Origin of the sequence: Limnobacter sp. (assembly GCF_036846585.1) — a bacterium.
Lineage (GTDB): Bacteria > Pseudomonadota > Gammaproteobacteria > Burkholderiales > Burkholderiaceae_B > Limnobacter.
The window spans coordinates 72,067-90,852 of the sequence record NZ_DAIUBR010000011.1; the positions used below are offsets into that span (position 1 = coordinate 72,067).

18 protein-coding genes are annotated in these 18,786 nt (G+C 54.6%); 7 read left to right on the plus strand and 11 right to left on the minus strand.

Features of this window, described 5'->3' with window-relative positions:
- A partial coding sequence (locus tag V7028_RS07215; RefSeq protein WP_442918704.1) for a SulP family inorganic anion transporter occupies window positions 1-199 on the minus strand: 199 nt, incomplete at its 3' end.
- 259 nt (window positions 200-458) lie between these two features.
- Between V7028_RS07215 and V7028_RS07220 the strand changes: the two genes are divergently transcribed.
- Window positions 459-2,018, plus strand: a complete 1,560-nt coding sequence (locus V7028_RS07220) for a bifunctional GNAT family N-acetyltransferase/carbon-nitrogen hydrolase family protein (RefSeq protein ID WP_334119413.1) — start codon at window positions 459-461, stop codon at window positions 2,016-2,018.
- On the opposite strand, the gene V7028_RS07225 is transcribed toward V7028_RS07220, so the two are convergent.
- Together V7028_RS07225 and V7028_RS07230 are read right to left on the minus strand one after the other, a co-directional pair.
- Window positions 2,004-3,446, minus strand: coding sequence for an aminotransferase-like domain-containing protein (locus V7028_RS07225; RefSeq protein WP_334119414.1), 1,443 nt, complete (start codon window positions 3,444-3,446; stop codon window positions 2,004-2,006). The two genes, V7028_RS07220 and V7028_RS07225, sit on opposite strands and share 15 nt — an antisense overlap.
- A 3-nt stretch (window positions 3,447-3,449) precedes the next feature.
- On the minus strand, window positions 3,450-4,607 hold the full coding sequence (locus V7028_RS07230; protein ID WP_334119415.1) for a YbfB/YjiJ family MFS transporter: 1,158 nt from the start codon (window positions 4,605-4,607) through the stop codon (window positions 3,450-3,452).
- A gap of 155 nt (window positions 4,608-4,762) precedes the next feature.
- On the opposite strand from V7028_RS07230, the gene V7028_RS07235 reads away from it, so the two are divergent.
- A complete protein-coding gene (locus V7028_RS07235; RefSeq protein ID WP_334119416.1) occupies window positions 4,763-5,365 on the plus strand; it encodes a LysE family translocator in 603 nt (200 codons plus the stop codon).
- Window positions 5,366-5,369: 4 nt separating this feature from the next.
- Here the strand turns inward: V7028_RS07235 and V7028_RS07240 are convergent, their stop codons facing one another.
- The 5 genes from V7028_RS07240 to V7028_RS07260 form a co-directional block, all read right to left on the minus strand.
- The gene (locus V7028_RS07240; RefSeq protein ID WP_334119417.1) at window positions 5,370-6,524 is read right to left on the minus strand and encodes a fatty acid desaturase family protein; all 1,155 of its coding nucleotides are present in this window, start codon (window positions 6,522-6,524) and stop codon (window positions 5,370-5,372) included.
- A 25-nt stretch (window positions 6,525-6,549) separates the two neighbouring features.
- A complete protein-coding gene (locus V7028_RS07245; RefSeq protein ID WP_334119418.1) occupies window positions 6,550-7,632 on the minus strand; it encodes a ferredoxin reductase in 1,083 nt (360 codons plus the stop codon).
- A gap of 161 nt (window positions 7,633-7,793) precedes the next feature.
- Window positions 7,794-8,963 carry a hydroxymethylglutaryl-CoA reductase gene (locus V7028_RS07250; RefSeq protein ID WP_334119419.1) on the minus strand — a complete coding sequence of 390 codons (1,170 nt, stop codon included), beginning with the start codon at window positions 8,961-8,963 and terminating at the stop codon, window positions 7,794-7,796.
- A 57-nt stretch (window positions 8,964-9,020) separates the two neighbouring features.
- Window positions 9,021-9,335 carry a type II toxin-antitoxin system RelE/ParE family toxin gene (locus tag V7028_RS07255; RefSeq protein WP_334119420.1) on the minus strand — a complete coding sequence of 105 codons (315 nt, stop codon included), beginning with the start codon at window positions 9,333-9,335 and terminating at the stop codon, window positions 9,021-9,023.
- Window positions 9,323-9,580: a type II toxin-antitoxin system Phd/YefM family antitoxin gene (locus V7028_RS07260; RefSeq protein WP_334119421.1), complete on the minus strand. Its 258-nt coding sequence runs from the start codon at window positions 9,578-9,580 to the stop codon at window positions 9,323-9,325. Before V7028_RS07260 ends, V7028_RS07255 begins: the two co-directional genes overlap by 13 nt.
- A 143-nt stretch (window positions 9,581-9,723) precedes the next feature.
- On the opposite strand from V7028_RS07260, the gene V7028_RS07265 reads away from it, so the two are divergent.
- The 3 genes from V7028_RS07265 (at window position 9,724) to V7028_RS07275 (ending at window position 15,325) form a co-directional block, all read left to right on the plus strand.
- Window positions 9,724-10,839, plus strand: a complete 1,116-nt coding sequence (locus tag V7028_RS07265) for an efflux RND transporter periplasmic adaptor subunit (protein WP_334119422.1) — start codon at window positions 9,724-9,726, stop codon at window positions 10,837-10,839.
- Entirely contained in the window at window positions 10,836-13,922 is a 3,087-nt protein-coding gene (locus V7028_RS07270; protein WP_334119423.1) for an efflux RND transporter permease subunit, read from the plus strand. The genes V7028_RS07265 and V7028_RS07270 overlap by 4 nt, the downstream gene beginning before the upstream one ends.
- 104 nt (window positions 13,923-14,026) lie before the next feature.
- The gene (locus tag V7028_RS07275; protein ID WP_334119424.1) at window positions 14,027-15,325 is read left to right on the plus strand and encodes a GDSL-type esterase/lipase family protein; all 1,299 of its coding nucleotides are present in this window, start codon (window positions 14,027-14,029) and stop codon (window positions 15,323-15,325) included.
- A gap of 1 nt (window position 15,326) precedes the next feature.
- Here V7028_RS07275 and ppnP read toward each other — a convergent pair whose 3' ends face one another.
- The gene (ppnP, locus tag V7028_RS07280; RefSeq protein WP_334119425.1) at window positions 15,327-15,638 is read right to left on the minus strand and encodes a pyrimidine/purine nucleoside phosphorylase; all 312 of its coding nucleotides are present in this window, start codon (window positions 15,636-15,638) and stop codon (window positions 15,327-15,329) included.
- A 108-nt stretch (window positions 15,639-15,746) separates the two neighbouring features.
- On the opposite strand from ppnP, the gene V7028_RS07285 reads away from it, so the two are divergent.
- The gene (locus tag V7028_RS07285; protein ID WP_334119426.1) at window positions 15,747-16,832 is read left to right on the plus strand and encodes an NAD(P)H-dependent flavin oxidoreductase; all 1,086 of its coding nucleotides are present in this window, start codon (window positions 15,747-15,749) and stop codon (window positions 16,830-16,832) included.
- Here V7028_RS07285 and V7028_RS07290 read toward each other — a convergent pair.
- Together V7028_RS07290 and V7028_RS07295 are read right to left on the minus strand one after the other, a co-directional pair.
- On the minus strand, window positions 16,805-17,077 hold the full coding sequence (locus tag V7028_RS07290) for a hypothetical protein (RefSeq protein WP_334119427.1): 273 nt from the start codon (window positions 17,075-17,077) through the stop codon (window positions 16,805-16,807). The genes V7028_RS07285 and V7028_RS07290 overlap by 28 nt on opposite strands.
- Window positions 17,078-17,241: 164 nt before the next feature.
- Complete coding sequence (locus V7028_RS07295; RefSeq protein WP_334119428.1) at window positions 17,242-17,631, minus strand: DUF4168 domain-containing protein; 390 nt, start codon at window positions 17,629-17,631, stop codon at window positions 17,242-17,244.
- A 207-nt stretch (window positions 17,632-17,838) separates the two neighbouring features.
- Between V7028_RS07295 and V7028_RS07300 the strand changes: the two genes are divergently transcribed.
- A partial coding sequence (locus V7028_RS07300; protein ID WP_334119429.1) for a HAMP domain-containing protein occupies window positions 17,839-18,786 on the plus strand: 948 nt, incomplete at its 3' end.

Consider the following 18,786-nt stretch of genomic DNA (forward strand, 5'->3'; position numbering starts at 1 on the left):
AAATCATGCGGGGGCGCCCGCCTGTAAAGGCAATCACTGTGGCAATACAGAAGGAAGCATACAGGCCCACCTTGGGATCAACTCCTGCAATGATGGAGAAAGCAATGGCCTCGGGAATAAGTGCCAGCGCAACAACAAGGCCGGCCAACAGGTCATTTCGGACGTTCGATAGCCAGTCCGCACGGAAATTTTTAATCATGGTCGATCAACAGAGAGAAAATAAATGGGAAGCAGCCCGGAAACAAGGTGTTGCCAGGCAGATGAAACAGAAGGATTGTTGACTTGAATTCTTACAAGGGTAGGGGCTTGTTGGTTGATCAAAGCAGGCGCGAAGAATAACCGCCTTGGTGCCCATCTGTCAAACCGGCGATACGGGCCTTAATTGACCACGAAATCATTAATTTAATGAATATGTTTTAATAAGAATGTGTATTCGCCAAACCAATGGAGCTGTAACCATGTCGACAGAAATCGAAAATGCCGAGTATGAACACACCGAGCACAAGCTTTTGCTGCGCAGTTTGAAGCTATCGGATTACCCGGACATCAGGCGCATCATGGAGGTGGTGTACCACAGTGCGGGTGGTGCTTTGCCCGAGGCCAAGTTTCGTTCAATCCTGAAAACGTTTCCGGAAGGGCAAATTTGTATTGAGGACGATGGCAAGGTGATTGCCGCCGCCTTTGCTGTGGTGGTGGATTACGACAAGTTTGGTGACAAGCACACCTACATGGAGATCACCGGCAACGCCTACGCCACTACGCACGACCCCAAGGGCGACGTGCTGTACGGCATTGATGTGTTTGCTGACCCGGAATACCGCAACATGCGTTTGGGTCGCCGTTTGTACGAGGCCAGAAAAGAGCTGTGCCAGAACCTGAACCTGCGCGCCATCATGGCGGGGGGCCGAATTCCCGGCTACAAAGAACACATGAAAGACATGTCGCCGCAGCAGTACATTGCTGCCGTGAAGCGCAAAGACATTTACGACCCCATTCTGACTTTTCAGCTTAGCAACGACTTCGAAGTAAAGCAGGTGCTGAAAGGCTACTTGCCGGAAGACAGGGAATCGCAAGGCTACGCCACGCTGCTGGAATGGTTTAATCTGTATTTCGAACCTGAAAAACCGATGTTGTTTGGCGCCCCCAAAACTACCGCGCGGCTCGGTTGTGTGCAATGGCAAATGCGCGAATTCCACAGCGTGGAAGATGTGGTGAAACAGGCCGAGTACTTCATCAATGCGCTGTCGGATTACCGCTGCGATGTGGCCCTGTTTCCTGAGTTTTTCAATGCGCCGCTGATGGGGCTGGCAGGCAACGGCAATTCGCTGGAAGCAATTCGCCATTTGGCCACGTACACTGATCAAATTCGCGATGAAATGAGCCGTCTGGCCGTGAGTTACAACATCAATGTGGTGGCCGGTTCCATGCCGCTGATGGAAGACGGTGCCCTGTACAACGTGGCTTACCTGTGCCGCCGCGACGGCACGGTGGATGCGCAATACAAAATTCATCCCACGCCCCACGAAAAACGTGAATGGTTTATGGAAGGCGGCACCAAGCTGAGTGTGTTTGACACCGACTTCGGCAAGATCGGAATCCTGATTTGTTACGATTCCGAATTCCCGGAACTGTCCCGTTTGCTGGCCGACAAGGACATGCAAATTTTGCTGGTGCCTTATTGGACCGATACCAAAAATGGCTATCTGCGTGTACGCCTGTGTGCCCAGGCACGCGCCGTTGAAAATGAATGCTACGTGGCTATTTCAGGCAGCTTTGGCAATTTGCCCAAGGTGGACAATGTGGACATTCAGTACGGCCACACGGCGGTTTTCTCGCCTTCGGATTTCGCGTTTCCGCACGATGCAATCATGGCTGAAACCACACCCAACACCGAGATGACCCTGATTGTCGATGTGGACCTGGACAAGTTGCAGAACCTGAAAAACGAAGGCTCGGTGCGCAACTTTCTGGATCGCCGCCGCGACCTGTACAAGGTGGTGTGGTTAGGCGATGAGTGAGGTTTCAAACAAAGCCCCCAGCTTTGCAATGGCCACTGCGGTGTCGTCTGTCACCGGGTGGCCGCAGTTCAGGCGAATGCAGTTTTTGTACAAACCACTGGCCGAGAACACCGCGCCCGGCATGTAAGCCACTTTGCGTGCAATGGCTTTGTTGAACAGGGCGGCGGTGTCAATGTCGCCCGGCAGTTCAACCCACAACACAAAGCCGCCTTTGGGTTCAGAAATCCGGGTGCCTTGCGGAAAATATTTCAGCACCAAATTGCCCATGGCACGCACTTGTGTTTCGAACTGCTGGCGCAGTGTGCGCAGGTGCCGCTCGAATGATCCTTTTTCAAGATAGTGCGCCACTGCCACTTGGGTAATCGGGTTGGTTGAACCGCTGAGAATGCGTTTTTTGGACAACACCTGTGCAGCGTATTTGCCGCCTGCCACATAGCCAATTCGCAGCGATGGGCTAAGCGATTTGGAAAACGAACCGCACATCAACACCCGGTCGCTTTGCTTGCCCGCCTTCAGCGGGCGTGGGCGGAACCGTTCGAAGTACAGGTCGGCGTACACATTGTCTTCCACAATCGGGAAGTCGTATTTCTCGGCCAGTTCAAGCAGTTTTTTCCGGTTGGCATCGGGCATCACCGAACCCATCGGGTTGCTGGCTGTGGGGCACACAATGCAAGCCGCAATGCGGGTTTGTTTTACGGCAATTTCCAGTGCTTCCAGCGACATGCCGTTGTCCGGGCTGCTTGGAATTTCCAGCGCACGCAAGCCCAGCGATTCAATCATTTGCAACAGCAAGTAATAGCCGGGCGATTCGACCGCCACAATGTCGTTGTGTTTGGCCACGCTTTGCAAGGCCAGGCTAAGGGCTTCTGTGCAGCCATCGGTAATCACCAGTTCGTCGCGTTTTAGCTTCATGCCCATCAATTCGAAGCGCTGTTGCAATTGCTGCACCAGTTCGGGCTGATTGGGTTCCACATGGCTGCCCAAGGTAAGAAGATCAGGGCGGGTGCGGTTGACTGTGGCGTAGCTGCGGCGCAGGGTGGCAATGGGCAACAGTTCACTGGCGGGGAAGGCCACACCCAGTGGTGCCACGCCTTCGCGTGTGCTGCTTTTCAGCAGCATCGCAATTTGGTCGGCCACTTCCAGGCTCACAGGGGGTTCCAGTGCAATTGAATCGGGCGCCTGCGTACACACCGCAGCCTGCGCCGTGTTGCGCGCCTGCACGTAATAACCCGATTTCGCCACAGGTTGAACGTAGCCCCGGTCTTCCAGCAGGTTCAGTGCTTTTTGCACCGTGTCGATGGAGTAGTGCCACTGCTCTGACAACTTCCGGATGGACGGCAATTTATAACCCGCCGCAAAGTGGTTTTTTTCAATCAATGCCTGCAGGTTTAAAGCCAGTGTTTCGTATTTGCAAGAGGTGTTGTCCATGCTTTAAACCTCGCTTTGCTTTTTCAATTGCCACACCATGAACACGCCAGCCACCATCAATGCTGCCGCCAGGTACAGCGAACCGCGGTAAGTGCCTGTGCGTTCGGCAATCAAACCTGCCAAGGCAGGGGCTGCAATTTGCGACACGCCATAACTCAATGTCATGCGGGCCATGGCCTTGCTGGGGTTGGCCGGAAACTGCCGACCAGCAATGCTCAGTGTCAGGTTCACAATGCCAGCGAAGGTGCCGCCAAACAGCACGGCGCTGACCATATTGGCCCAGTAACCGTCAATAAAACCTGCCATCAGAATGGAAATGATTTGCAGAATGTAGGCCAGTACCAGTGCTTCGAACACGCCGGTAATTCGTGCCACGCGGTCCCAGAAGAAAGAAGAGGGTATTGCGGCCAGCCCCACCACCACCCACACCCAAGGGCCTTTGCCTTGAAGTTCGGGCAGCGTTTCCGCAATGGCCACAATGAAGGTGGCACTAATTACATAACCAAAACCGGCGCAAAAGTACGCGCCCAGCATCAGCCGCATCCACTTGGTGCTGGGCGGTGGCACATTGGCCACCTGTGCTTCGGCGCTTCCAGCCCTCGCGGGTTTGGGCATCCACAACCAAGCGGGCACAAAAAACAGCACGCCCACCACACCCAGCACCCACCACTGTTGATCCCAGGAAAGGTGGTCGACCATGGTCATCACCGCAAGGCCTGATAAAACAAGCCCCATGCCAGCACCCGCAAAGTGCAAGCCCAGTTCGGTTTTTAGGTTCTGGCGGGCAAGCCAGTTCATGATCAGACCTGACGCGATCAACATGCCTGCCGTGCTGGACACGCCCGAGATGAAACGCAGAAAAACCCACATGTTCACATCGGTGGTCAGGCCCATGCCAATGGTGCTAAGCACTGCCACAATCAAACCGAAGCGGTACAGCAGGTATTTGAAATTCAGATTGCTTAGCGTGGAAGCCAGTAGCGCGCCGCTGATGTAGCCAATGTAGTTGACCGTGGCCAGCCAGCCACCATCAAAGGCGCTTAGCCCCGCTTGGTCCCGCATGATGGGCAGCAGTGGCGTGTAGGAAAAACGGGCCAAACCCACGGTCAGGATCAGCGAACAAATGCCTGCGGCAATTACCTGCCAACGGTTTAGTTTCATGGGGGCACCCGCACAGAATTCAAAGTTTAAAAGCAGTACAGATTTTTTTGATTGTGATCTGTACTGCACATTATTTCATTATCCTGAATCTGTACTGAATTTGCAAAAATTCTTACAGTGAGTGTTCCATTTTTACTCCACGAAAGGAGTTCGCCATGCAGCACTTTCAAGCCGTTGCCCTGTTTGCGTTTTTAAGCATCATCACCCCCGGGCCAAACAACCTGATGATCATGACAAGCAGCATGAATTTTGGTGTGCGAAAAAGCCTGCCGCATTTCTTCGGCATTATTGTGGGCTTTCCGTTGATGCTGCTGGCCATGGGGCTGGGCTTGAATGCGGTGTTTGAAAGCCTGCCCTGGTTTCACACAGCCCTGCTGGTGTTCAGCTTGTTGATGATGGTGTATTTGGCGTGGCGCATTGCCAGCTTTTCACCGTCTGCCGATGCATTAAAGCCCGGATCGAAACCCCTGGGTTTTTTCAATGCAGTGTTGTTTCAATGGGTGAATCCCAAAGCCTGGTTCATGGCAACAGCTGCTGTGGCGCTGTTCCCGGCCAGCTCGAACACGCCTGTGCTGGATGTGTCGATGGTGGCCGTAACCATGGCCAGTGTGGGTTTGTTGTGCGTGGGCTTGTGGCTGGTGTTGGGTGCGCATTTGCGGGCTTTCATCAACAGCCCGCTGCGCTTGAAGTGGTTTAACGGAACCATGGCGGCCAGCCTGGTGCTGTTTTTTGCGTACAGCACCGTTCAGGCGGTTTGAATATTTACGGCAAAGACAAACGCCAAATATTCCAGGTGGTGGTGCCAAACTGGCGCGTGAAACTGCCCTTGTTGTAGGGCAGGCCATAGCGCGCCGCCAAAGCCTGTACCCGGGGTGACATTTCCGCATAGCGGTTGGCGGGAATGTCCGGGAACAGGTGGTGTTCAATCTGGTGGCTCAGGTTGCCCGACAAAATATGGAACAACTTGCCACCGGTAATGTTGCAGCTGCCCAGCAACTGGCGCACATACCACGCCGCGCGGGTTTCGCCTTCCACTTCTTCTTTGGTGAAGTGGTGCACACCGGCCGGGAAGTGACCGCAGAAAATAATGACGTTCGACCAAATGTTGCGAATGCCATTGGCGATCAGGTTGGCCACAATGGTAAAGCCAAAACCGGCCAAGGCAATATTCAGCACATCAAAACCGAAAAACAGCGTAACCGGCACAGTCACTGCCGCGCCCAATACAGGCCAGCACACATAGTCTTTCAGCAACTGGTGGCGCACTTTCCAGCCAATGCGTTTCAGCATGGGAATCACTTCACGCCAGTTTTTTTTGCCGGCCAGCAGTTTGTCGGCTTCCAGGTCGTGCAGGGCAACGCCCCACTGAAACATCATCATCAACACAAAATTGATCACCGGGTTGAACAGGTATTTGGCATGCCAGCGTTGGTCGTCGGTTACGCGCAGCACGCCATAGCCAATGTCGGGGTCTTTGCCATGCACATTGGTCCAGGTATGGTGCACCACATTGTGGCTGTGCTTCCATTGGTCGGAAGGGCACACATTGTCCCATTCCCAGGTGTTGGATTGAATATTGGGGTCGCGCATCCAGTCGAACTGTGCATGCATGATGTTGTGGCCCAACTCCATGTTCTCAATGCTTTTTGAAACACCCAGCATGACTGCGCCCAGCAGCAGTACGGCCCAGAACTGCGGCCAGCCTGTGAAGGTCCAGTCGCTCATGGGCAAAAAGAAAAAGCTGAGAAACACCACAATGCGCCCAGCCAGCATCAGGCTTCGCTGCCACTTGATCACAGAAAGAATATAGGCACGGTCTTTACTGCCCAGCGAGTCTGCAATTTCATTGCGTATGGCGTCCATTTCGCGACCGAATTCTTCAATGTCGCTGGCGCTCAAGTGTTTTGGCATGCTCATATTTGTCTCCTGCTTCCTGTGTTGCTTACACCTCAATTTCTGCGTTGCCCACTGCGGCGCACACGCAAATCTGAATCACTTGCCCGGTTTCATTGATCAGCGCATTGGTGCGCAAATCGCGCACACAGCCGCTGGCCAGTTTCACATCGCAACCGTGGCAAATGCCCATTCTGCAACCGTGTTCCGGGTTTAAGCCTGAATCTTCGGCCAGGCGCAGCAGGTTGGTTTCACCGTCTGAATTGGCGCTTACGTTGCTGTTCAGGAATTTCACCACACCGGTTTTAACCTCGGTAGGAACACCTGCAAGCTGCGCACGAAAACGCTCGGTGTGTACCTGGCGGCTTAGCCCCTCGGCTTCGTACAGCTTCTCGATAGAATCCAGCATGGCTTGCGGTCCGCAGGCGTACACATCGCGTTTGCGCCAGTCGGGGCAAAGCTGTTCCAGTTGCTCTTTGGAAAAGTGGGGGCGCTTGCCGGTTAGTTCTTCCGGCTTTTGACCGGGCTCACGGGTATGCACCAGGTTCAGTTTGTACAGCTTTTGTTTGTCTGAAATGTTTTTCAGTTCACGCCCGAAAATGACATCATAAGTGTGTGGTGCATAGTGAATGTGCACGGTGTTGGGCATGCGTTCTTGCAGCACCAGGCTGCGCAGCATGCTCATAATCGGTGTAATACCGCTGCCTGCGGTAATGAACAGGGGCAGCACGGGTTGTGCATCAGGTAGATAAAAGTCGCCTTGCGGCACACCAATGGGCACATAGTCGCCCACTTTCAGTTTGCGCACCAGGTGGTGCGACATGCGGCCATTGTCGATGGCTTTTACCGTAATGGTGAAGCAACCGTCGCTGCGTTCAGGGGCGGAACTGATCGAATAAGTGCGTGTGAAGTGTTGCCCGCCAATTGGCACACCAATGCGCAAATGCTGGCCCGGGCGGTGGCTTCGCCAGTTCAGCCCCGGGCGCAGGGTGATGGTGCGCGAATCGGACGTTTCGTCCCACACGGCTTCAACCCGTGCTTGCAAGGCATGGGTGCTCCACAGCGGGTTGACCAGTTCAATATAATGGGAAGTGCGAAGGGGAAATGCAAAGGCGTCGGAGACTTTTGTCACGAGACCAGTGATTCGGTTAAACAACGTGGGTCCTGCCTGAGCCTGCATCCTGTCTCCCTCATTTTAGTTATTGCAATGAGTGTGCACGGAAACATTGGGCAAGTCATTCCGCACTGCACCAGTGGTCAGTGTTTTACTGACCGCCGGGATCAACGACAGGCTTATCGGTTTCTGCCATAGGCGTCGTGTGAAGAAACCCATTCATCGGCAAGAATGGCTGACAGCAGCGATAAATCACCCGCCAGTACAGTGGCCCCCACAATTTCCGCCAGTTTGCGTGCCTTGCCGGTGCCCTCGCAGCCAAGCATTTTCAGGCATTCCGCCTGGGTGGCCAAGCCCGTGCCGCCACCTTTTGTGGCACAAATAACGGATGGCAATGTGACAGAAAAATACAAATCCCCCTCGGCGGTAATGTCCATGAACACCATGCCGGTGTGGCTTTCCACCACATTGGCTTCGTCTTGTCCGGTGGCAATGAACAGGGCAGCAATGCCGTTGGCCGAGTGGGGGCCACTGTAGGCGCTGCCCGCCAGTTGCGCGCCAATGGCGCTTCGTTGGCGTTGCTTGAAAATGGTTTCCGGTGTGGTGCGGGCAAGGCGTTGCAACACCTCGCGTTGAATGGTGGCTTCCGCAATAACCCGTTTGCCGCGGCTGTGCAGCAGGTTCATGTGGGAATGTTTTTTGTCGGTTTCAATTGCGCCGCTCAGCGCGAAGTAACTGATTGCTTCCGGGCTGTTTTTCAAAATCCACTGGCAGGCCGCATGGGTGGCTTTGCCACACATGTTTTGCCCGGCCGCATCGCCTGTGGTGTAGTTAAAGCGTGTGAACACCATGCGCGCCACTTGCCAGGTTTGAATGTGTTGTAGCTTGCCAAAGCCCGTGGTTTTTTCAGCCTCGGTCTTGATGGTGTTCAGGTTTTCATCAAGCCAGTTTAAAAAACGTTTGGCGGCACGGGCATCTTCGAATTCAAACAGCGGGGCGCGCTGCATGAATTCCTCGGTCACGGTGACCTTCACACCACCCGATTCACTGACCATGCGCATGCCACGGCTGTAACTGGCGACCAGCGTGCCTTCGGTTGTGGCCAGTGGCACATAAAACCAGCCTTGCGCATGTTCGCCGTTGATCAGCACCGGGCCGGCAACGCCCACCGGCATTTGCACCACGCCGATAAAATTCTCGGTGTTGCTTTTCAAATTTTCGGGGGGCAGGGAATAGGTGCCGGTGTGTTGCAGGTTGGCACCGGTTTGCTGCGTTAAAAATTCGCGGCGGGCCTTGGCGGCCTCTTCGGAATAGTTGTCATCAAAGCGTGGAATGGGGATGCGGGTCATGGCGGTCGCTTGCATTTGAATGCTAAAGGGTAACAAGTTTCTGCAGCGCAGTGGCGCTTAATCCGGCGAATCACCGCCCGTTAGCATGTAAGTCCGTAGTTGTCTTTCTTGCGTCAATACGAAAAGAATCAGCACTCGCTTTTCTTCTGCACGGTAGAAAATTCGGCACGGCGGAACAATAACATCCCGGTAAACAGAACTCGGTAGTTCGGGCGGAATGCGCCCGGATTTCGGAAAATTCTGTAAACGTTCAACGCTTTTGAAAATTCGTTCAACCAGCTTGCGGGCTGCAGTCAAGTTGTCCAAGGCGATGTATTCAGCGATGTCATTCAGTTCTTGAAGCGCTGGTTCCGTCCAGATTATTTTAGCCACTTGCTCATTTTCTCTTTTGCCTCGGCGTGGCCCAGTGTTCTGCCCTCAAGCACCGCGCGCTCGCCGCGCGACAAGCCCTCAAGCAAGTCAAGCCGATGTTGCATGAATTCGTAATCCTGAACATCTACAAGATAAGCAGATGGTTGCCCATGCTCGGTAATCAGCACCGGTTCTTTGGACGTATGTAAATCTGCAAGAATTTTTGTGGCTTGGCGTTTCAGGTTGGTAACCAGCTCAACTTTCATGATTCGATCCCGTTGGTGGTAAAAAAGTATCACTATAGTATCACTGTCTTCATCGGGTGATATATCTCAACATTGCTGTTTGATCATTCGTTTGGTACATTTCAGTGAATCAATCAATCGATTGAATTAATCCGGAAACCCTTATGCTGAACAATAAGCAGCAGTCTGCCCGCCCAACGTTGGGCAAGGCAGCAACGTTGGCTACCCTGTTTTTTCTATTTGCCTGTTCACCCGCCCCGGAAGAAGGCACTGCTGCTGAAACTGCTGCACCCGGCAAGGCCAGTTTGTCGGTCGAACTGGTTGCAGTTGAGCAAAAAACCATGCCGGTGAAACTGGCTGTGAATGGTAGTTTGGCGGCATGGCAGGAGGCCGTTATTGGTTCCCAACTGAATGGCGTTCGCATTGATTCCCTTCGGGCTGAAGTGGGCGACACCGTGAAAAAAGGACAAACTTTGGCGGTGTTTGATCAGGAAACGGTCAAAGCCGACATGGCACAAGCCCGTGCTGGTGTGGCTGAAGCGCAAGCGCTATACGACCAGGCGAAATTGAATGCGGACATGATCCGCAATATCACAGATCAAGGTGCAATCAGCGCGCAAGAACGCAATCAGATTCTTGCAGCAGAAAAATCGGCCCAAGCGCGTTTGATGTCTGCGAAAGCCTTGCAAACGCAGCAGGAAATTCGCCTGCGAAACACCACCGTGACCGCGCTGGACGACGGCGTCATCAGTTCACGCAGCGCAACCCTGGGGGCTGTGCCCAACCCGGGGCAGGAACTGTTCAGGCTGGTTCGCCAACAGCGCCTGGAATGGCAGGCCGAAGTAACCGGTTCCGAACTTGGCCGCATCAGGGAAGGCATGTTGGTGACCGTGTTCAATGGCAGCCAGGCCTTCAAGGGCACCGTGCGCACCATCAGCCCGGTGATCAATGCGCAATCGCGAAGCGGCATGGTGTATGTGGACGTAGCGAACGCTTACACCAAGGGTTTGAAACCCGGCATGTACCTGCGTGGCGAATTTGATCTGGGCGAACAGGCCGCCACGGTAATTCCCCAAACAGCGGTAATTGAACGCGACGGCTTCACCTACGCGTTCACGCTGAACGAAAAAACCAGTCAGGTTCAACGCATCAAGTTGCAGGTCAACAAAGCACAGGGTGAGTACATCGAGGTACTGGACGGGTTGAAACCGGGCCAGGCTGTGGTGAAAAGCGGCGTGGCCTTTCTGGCCCATGGCGACTTTGTGAAGGTGGTTCGGTGAACGTTTCCACTTGGTCCATCCAGAATCCAATTCCCTCGGTCATGCTGTTTTTTCTGCTGACCGTGGCGGGGCTGTACAGCTTTGCCACCATGAAAATCCAGCAGTTCCCCGACATCGAATTGCCCACCGTGCTGGTCACCGCCAGCCTGCCGGGGGCATCGCCTTCCCAGCTTGAAAATGATGTGGCGCGGAAAATTGAAAATTCGCTGGCCACGCTGCAGCAGCTCAAACACATCTACACCAAAATTCAGGACGGTGTCGTCAGCATCACGGTTGAATTCAATCTGGAGAAAGACACGCAGCAAGCCGTGGACGATGTGCGTTCAGCCGTTTCGCGCGTGCGTGCAGACCTGCCCACTGACCTGCGTGACCCGGTGATCAACAAAGTGGAACTGAGTGGTTCGCCCGTGCTGGCCTACACCATTGCGTCCTCCGCTTTTGATGAAGAGGGCTTGTCCTGGTACGTCGACGACACCATCACCAAGACCCTGTTAAGTGTAAAAGGTGTGGGTGCAGTAAGCCGCGTGGGCGGTGTAAACCGCCAGGTGCTGGTTGAACTGGATCCCTTGAAAATGCAGGCCTTGGGTGTAAGCGCACTGGATGTATCGCGCCAGTTGCGTAACACCCAACTGGAAACTGCGGGTGGTCGTGCTGATCTGGGCGTGGGTGAACAACCCTTGCGCACCATTGCCAAGGTTGACAATGCAAACCAGCTTAAAGACATTTCAATTGCCTTAAGCAATGGCCGCCGCGTGAAGCTGCCGGAAATTTCAACCATATCCGACACGGTGGCCGATCGCCGCTCGCAGGCGCTGCTTAACGGTGAGGAAGTGGTGGGCTTCGAAATTACACGCAGCAAAGGCGCCAGCGAAGTGGAGGTGGGCGAGGGTGTTTCCAAAGCACTGGCTGCATTGCAAAGCCAGCGCCCCGACCTGACCATTGTTGAAGCATTCAATTTTGTCGAGCCAGTGAAGGAAGACTTCGATGTGTCGATGAAAATGTTGTACGAGGGCGCGTTTCTCGCCGTGGTCGTGGTGTGGTTTTTCCTGCGCGACTGGCGGGCCACTTTTGTGTCTGCAGTGGCCTTGCCCCTGTCAATCATTCCTGCATTTGCAGGCATGTATTACCTGGGCTTCAGTTTGAACGTGGTGTCGCTTTTGGCCATGTCGCTGGTGGTAGGCATTTTGGTAGACGATGCCATTGTTGAAGTGGAAAACATTGTTCGTCACCAACGCATGGGCAAAAGCGCACTGACAGCCGCACGCGAAGCGGCCGACGAAATTGGCCTGGCCGTGATTGCCACCACCTTCACCTTGATTGCCGTGTTTTTGCCCACCGCATTCATGAGCGGCATTGCCGGCAAATTCTTCAAACAGTTTGGCTGGACAGCGGCCTTGGCCGTGTTTGCATCACTCGTGGTGGCGCGCATGCTCACCCCCATGATGGCCGCTTACATGCTGAAATCCAAAGGCGATGAACACGAGAAAAACGAACCCGGCAAAATGATGTTGCGCTACCTGCAATGGGTGCGCTGGGCCTTGGCGCATCGCTTGTTGACCTGCGTGGCCGCCGGTGTTTTTTTCGCAGGCTCGATCGCCCTGATCCCCTTGCTGCCCACCGGTTTTATTCCACCCGACGATTTGTCGCAAACCCAGGTGTACATCGAATTGCAACCGGGCAGCACTTTCGATCAAACCCGCGTGGCTGCAGAACGTGCGCGTGAACTGATCAGCAAGGTGCAGCACGTGCGCAGTGTATACACCACCATTGGCGGTGGTGCGGCAGGTTCGGATCCCTTCGTGATGCGTGGCGAAGGCGAGGTTCGAAAAGCCACATTGACCGTGCTGCTCGACCCAATGCGCGAACGCACCGTGCGCAAACAGGTCACTGAAACTGAAATGCGGGAAGCGCTGAGCAACTTGCCCGGTGTGCGTTACAAAGTGGGTCTGGGTGGTTCTGGCGAAAAGTATGTGCTGGTGCTGTCCGGCGAAGACGGCGATGCCCTGTCCAAATCAGCCGCGCTTGTGGAGCGCGACCTGCGCACCATTCCCGGTTTGGGTTCCATCGCATCCAGTGCAGCCCTGGTGCGTCCCGAAGTGTGGATCAAACCCGATTTTGCCAAGGCCGCCGACTTGGGTGTCAGCACCGTGGCCATGGGTGAAACACTGCGCGTGGCCACTGTGGGCGATTACGATGCCGCCTTGCCCAAGCTGAACCTGTCGCAGCGGCAGGTGCCCATTGTGGTTCGCCTGGATGAAGAAGCCCGCAAAGACCTTGCCGTGCTGGAACGTTTGGCCGTGCCTTCTACCAAGCCCGGTGTGCCCAGCGTGCCCTTGAACCAGGTGGCCACCTTGGGCATCAACGCAGGCCCGTCGGTGATCGACCGTTACGACCGTGCCCGCAACGTGAACTTTGAAATTGAATTGCAGGGCCAGCCTTTGGGCGAAATAACCGCAGCGGTGCAGGAATTGCCCAGCATCAAGAACCTGCCGCCGGGCGTGGCCCAGCGCAACATTGGCGACGCGGAAGTGATGGGCGAGTTGTTTGCCAGCTTTGGTTTGGCCATGCTGACAGGCGTGTTGTGCATCTTCGTGGTGCTGGTGTTGCTGTTCAAGGATTTCCTGCAACCGGTCACCATTCTTGCAGCGTTGCCACTGAGTTTGGGCGGCGCGTTTGTGGGGCTGCTGCTGGCCGGAAAAAGTTTTTCCATGCCCTCGCTTATCGGCTTGATCATGCTGATGGGCATTGCCACCAAAAATTCAATTTTGCTGGTGGAATACGCCATCATGGCCCGCAATGAAAAGGGCATGAACCGGCTGGATGCCGTGCTGGACGCCTGCCACAAACGTGCCCGCCCCATCATCATGACCACCATTGCAATGGCTGCCGGCATGTTGCCTATTGCCATTGGCACCGGCGACGCCGACACCAGTTTCAGAAGCCCCATGGCGATTGCCGTAATTGGTGGCTTGATGACATCGACCTTCCTCAGCCTTTTGGTGATCCCTGTGGTGTACACCTTGATGGACGACTTTGAACACGGCATGAAGGCTTTGTATGCAAAGGCCAGGCGGGTGATGTAAGGCATCCATCCGCAAAACCCCGCTGCGGAAATTACCTAGCGTTTTTACACATCCACGCAAGCATCTCCTGAAGTATCAATGCAAGTACTTCAGGAGACATTGTTTTGAAAAATCCATTATTAAAAAAATTGTCATGGCTTGTTTTGTTGATTGCGGCTGCGGCATGCAGCTCTGAATCAGACCCGGTGGCCAATGGCGGCGTGGGCAGCAACACACAACCATCGGGTTTGTCGTGCAACAGCAATGGCAACGCGGTTGACGGGGCAAGGTGGATTTCGGCCTGGGGTGTTACCCACGTTACAGGCACCGCGCCGGTGGACACCACCGTGCGAAACATTGCCCGCATAACAGCCAGTGGCAACGCCATCCGCATTCGTTTCCTGAATTTGAGCGATCAACCCATGGACATTGGGGCCGCCGCAGTGGGCATTCGCGAAGGGGCCACAGGTGCCAACCTGAAATTGAACACCAGCAAGGCGATCACCTTCAATTGCGGGCAAACCAGCGCAACCATTCCCCCGCAAACCGAATCGTTCTACAGCGACCCCATTTTGTTCAAAGTGGACAATCAGGACGACCTGGCCATCAGCCTGCATGTGAAGGGTGCCAACAACCCTGGTGAATTCGGTGCCACGTGGATTGAGTCGTACAAGCTGCCCAACGGGTCGGGCAACCAGACCCTTGAAGATTCCGGCGCCGGTTATGGTTTGATTGATGAAAGCCGTGCCTCCACCATTCCCGGCACACCGATTGTGTGCAACGGTTGCACGGTGTACGCACTGCGCGACATTGAAGTGCTGACGAAAGATGCAAAGGGTGCCATGGTGTTCCTGGGCAGTTCCAGTTTTCATGGATACAACACCAGTCAGAATGCTTTCAAGCGCATCAGCGATTTGTTGTCCGTTCGCATGCTCAATGAAATTACGCGCGGTCAACGCGACACCATTGTGAACCGCGGCATTGGTGGCGACACCTTGCAAAATGCCAGCGCAACGCGCCTGGAGCGCGATGTGTTTGACACCAAGGGTGTTTCATCTGTGGTGGTGTGGGTTACCAACGACTTGTCCAGCCGCACAGCCGACGAAGTAATTGCGAATTATCAGGACGTGATTGCCAAGGCGCATGCCAAGGGCATCAACGTGTATTGCCCCACCTGGATACCGGGTGCGCAATCCTCGCAGGCCAACCTGAACGGCGAACGCGCCAAGTTGAACGACTGGATTTTGAACAGTGGTGAATGCGATGGTGTGGCCGATTACAACGGCGAAGTGGAAGCGCCCGGTGGACTGACCTTCCTGCCCCAATACAACAGCGGTGATTCAATCCATTCCAACGACGCGGGTCACGAACTGTGGGCAGGCGTGACGCCGCTGAATGAATGGGTCAGCAAAGGCAAGCCTTGATTCAGGCAATGTAGCTGCAGCAATAATCCACAGGTGTTTTCACCTTCAACTGGAATTTTGCGTTCGCAGCCACTTCAAACGACTGGCCGCCGGTGATTGCTTTCCAGCTTTCACCGGGCAGGCACACATCCATTTCGCCGGCCAGAATTTCCATGATTTCCTTTTCTGCCGTACCAAATTCATAGTCACCGGGCAGCATCAGGCCCAGGGTTTTGCGGGTGCCATCTGCAAACAGCACGGTGCGGCTGCTGACCTTGCCATCGAAGTAAATATTGGCGGCTTTCACCACAGACACATTGTCGAACTGAGTCATTTGAAATTCCTCTTGAGAAACCGAAAAAATTTGAATGCTGAATCTTAGAGTACGGCCGCAATCTTTACAAATCCAATTCATTTATATTGACCGTTTCACCCCAACACCATGCCCATGAAAACCAGAATCACCGAGATGTTCAATATCCAGTATCCCCTGGTGTGCCCCGGCATGACCTATGTGGCCAACGCCGATCTGGTGGCCGCCACCAGCAACGCGGGCGGCTTGGGCATATTGGCCATTGGGCATTTGAACCCGGAACAAACACTGGCTGAAATCCGCAAGGTCAAAAGCCTGACCAGTAAACCTTTCGGGATTGGTTGCGCATTGATCATGCCGGGCGCACGGGAAAACCTGGAGGTGGCCCTTGGCGAGAAAGTACCCGTGATCAATTTCAGTTTGGGCAGCGGTGCCGATGTGTGCAAACGTGTGCATGAATACGGCGGCAAAGTAATTGCCACCGTGGTGAATGCCAAACACGCGCAGAGCGCGGAAAAAGCGGGTGTGGATGCCTTGCTGGTCACAGGGCACGAGGCTGCAGCCCACGGTGGTTCAGTGACCTCGCTGGTGCTGGTGCCCGCCATTCGGCAGATCACCAACCTGCCCATCATTGCCGCAGGTGGTTTTGGAACGGGCGGTGGCGTGGTGGCCGCACTGGCTTTGGGGGCCGATGGCGTGGCCATGGGAACCCGCTGGGCAGCTTCAAAGGAAAGCCCGGTTCACGCTAACACCAAAGAACTGATTGTGAAAAAAGAAGTGGAAGACACCATTTACAGCAAGAACTTCGACAGCATCGCCTGCCGTGTCATGACCACGCCCAATTCAAGAAAAATCATGTCCAGAAAATTCAACCCTGTGCGTGCCATGTGGCGTGCTTTCCTGGCCGCACGCGAAATGAACAAGCCCCTGTTGGGCATTGTAAAAGACGTGTTCAAGATGGGTTTGGAACAAACATTGACAGTCACCTTCTATGGCGCTGCCGTGTTACAGATCCGCAAGGCAACACTGGAAGGAAATCATGAGCAGGGTGTTCAGCTAATTGGTCAGGTGCAGGGGTTGGTCAACGATGTGCCCACCGTGGAGGAACTGACCCAACGGGTCATGCACGAAGTGCGGGATGCCTTGGCCTGCCTCAATGCGCAGACCGGGGTCGCTGGAAAACAGGATCAGTCATCCCAATCATCGTCGTCGTGATGGCGGTAGTGGTAGCGTTCATCCCAGTCGTCATCGTCGCGTTCATATTCAAACTCGTCTTCTTCCAGCACCAGGTATGCATCGGGGCGCGCAAAACCAATGGCCGCGAATGCTGAGGGGATCAAAATATTGATGTCAATATTGGGCCGGCCGTGGCGCCAGCGGTGTTTGTCATCGCCTGCCTGTGCGGTTTGTGTGAATGTGAGTGTGGCGACAATTGCCAGAATGGAAACAAGCGTTTTCATGGTGTACTCCGGATGACACAAAGCCATTTGATCTGCAAATAACTCGTGTGCACCGGCCCCGGTTGACAGGGCTTGGCGAAAAAAAAACACCCCAGCGGCGGCCTTGGCACGCATGGGGTGCTCGCAGGAGGAGACAAAAAGTTCTCATCCAAGGGGCAAATCGCTTAATTCATCATCGACTTCACTTTGGCTTGAAGCTCCGGATTGCTTTGCAACGCCACTGCAATCTGGTTGTAAGTGGCCACTTCAAGGCCCGAATCTTCAATCACCTCCATCATCTTGTCAGTGGCTTCCTGTTGCAGCTTTGCTGCCTGGTCAGGCTGCTGGGTCGACTGCAAGCGTTCTGAGTAATCGGTGCGAATTTCCTGCAAGGGTTTCTGCACCTCTGCAAACTTTTCCAGGTCATCGTCGCGGAAGTCTGCTGCGGGCGCGGTCGGCGCAGCTTGGGGTGCGCTACCGGGCTGCCCAGGCGTGTTGCCTGGCTGCTGCGCAAAGGCTGTTGCACCCATCCCCATGGACGCTGCGATCAAGGCTGCTGTAATTTGCTTTTTCATATTCAATACTCCTGTGTATAAAGGTCGCACCCTTTCTTATGCCAGTACCGTGCCAGTTGCCTGAATTTGTTTCCAAGTTGTTGATCCCAAACTAAAACCGTTGTTTTTCCCGCTGAAGCCTTTGTGCTTTTGGGGGCTGAAAAGCACGCGATCATGTGCCACAATGGCACATGTGCCGAAATATCAAAGGTTAAAACCTGTTTGCATATGATCAAGAAACTGTTTGGCAGCCTGCGCATGGTGCTTCTTATTCAGGTAGGTGTGCCCGTGCTGGTGTTGTTGGCCACCGTGTTGATGCTGGGCATGGGGTTCATCAATCACCTGACCGAAGAAAGGCTTCAGCGTGATTTAAAACAAGTGGCCCGCGCAATTCGGCTACCCGTTAGTACCGCGCTGGAAACGCTGGATTTTGAACAGCTCAACAGCAGCCTGGAATCCATCTTCGAAATCAACGAAGTGTACGGTGCCTACCTGTTCGACGCCCAAGGCAATTTCCTCGTGTCGCTGGGTGCTGTGGAACCCACGCAGGCGCAGGCCGACAGGGCCATCGAACTGACGCTGGATGGCGAATTCGAGCAATACGAGAACATCAGCGGCAGAAATGTGTACTCGTTTTTTCTGCCCTTGTTCGAACCCTCTGGCCGACCCAGTGGCCTGTTGCAGGTAACCCGCCTGAAAAGCGGCATTGAAGACGAACTTCGCCTGATTAGCCTGATCGCATGGTCGGGCTTTGGCACTGTGGCAATTCTGATCATTCTGGTATTAACCTGGGCACATCGCCGGGCCATTGGTGCGCCCTTGGGGCGTTTGCTCGACAGCATGCATGAAATTGAAAGCGGTCACTTAAGCCACCGCACCCCAGCCACCGGGCCGCACGAGGTGAAACGCCTGGCCAACGGCTTGAATGGCATGCTCGATTCCATTCAGCAAGCCGAGCAACAGGCCGAACAACAACGCGAAGAACGCGCCGCCATGGTCGAGAAACTTCGGCAATCTGAAACACTGGCGGCCTTGGGGCAACTTTCAGCGGGCGTGGCGCATGAATTGGGAGCCCCGCTGACGGTAATCGACGGCAGGGCGCAACGCCTGATGCGGCAACTTGAGCAGCCAGAACAACTGCGCGAACTGACCGACATTCGGGACCAGGTTCAACGC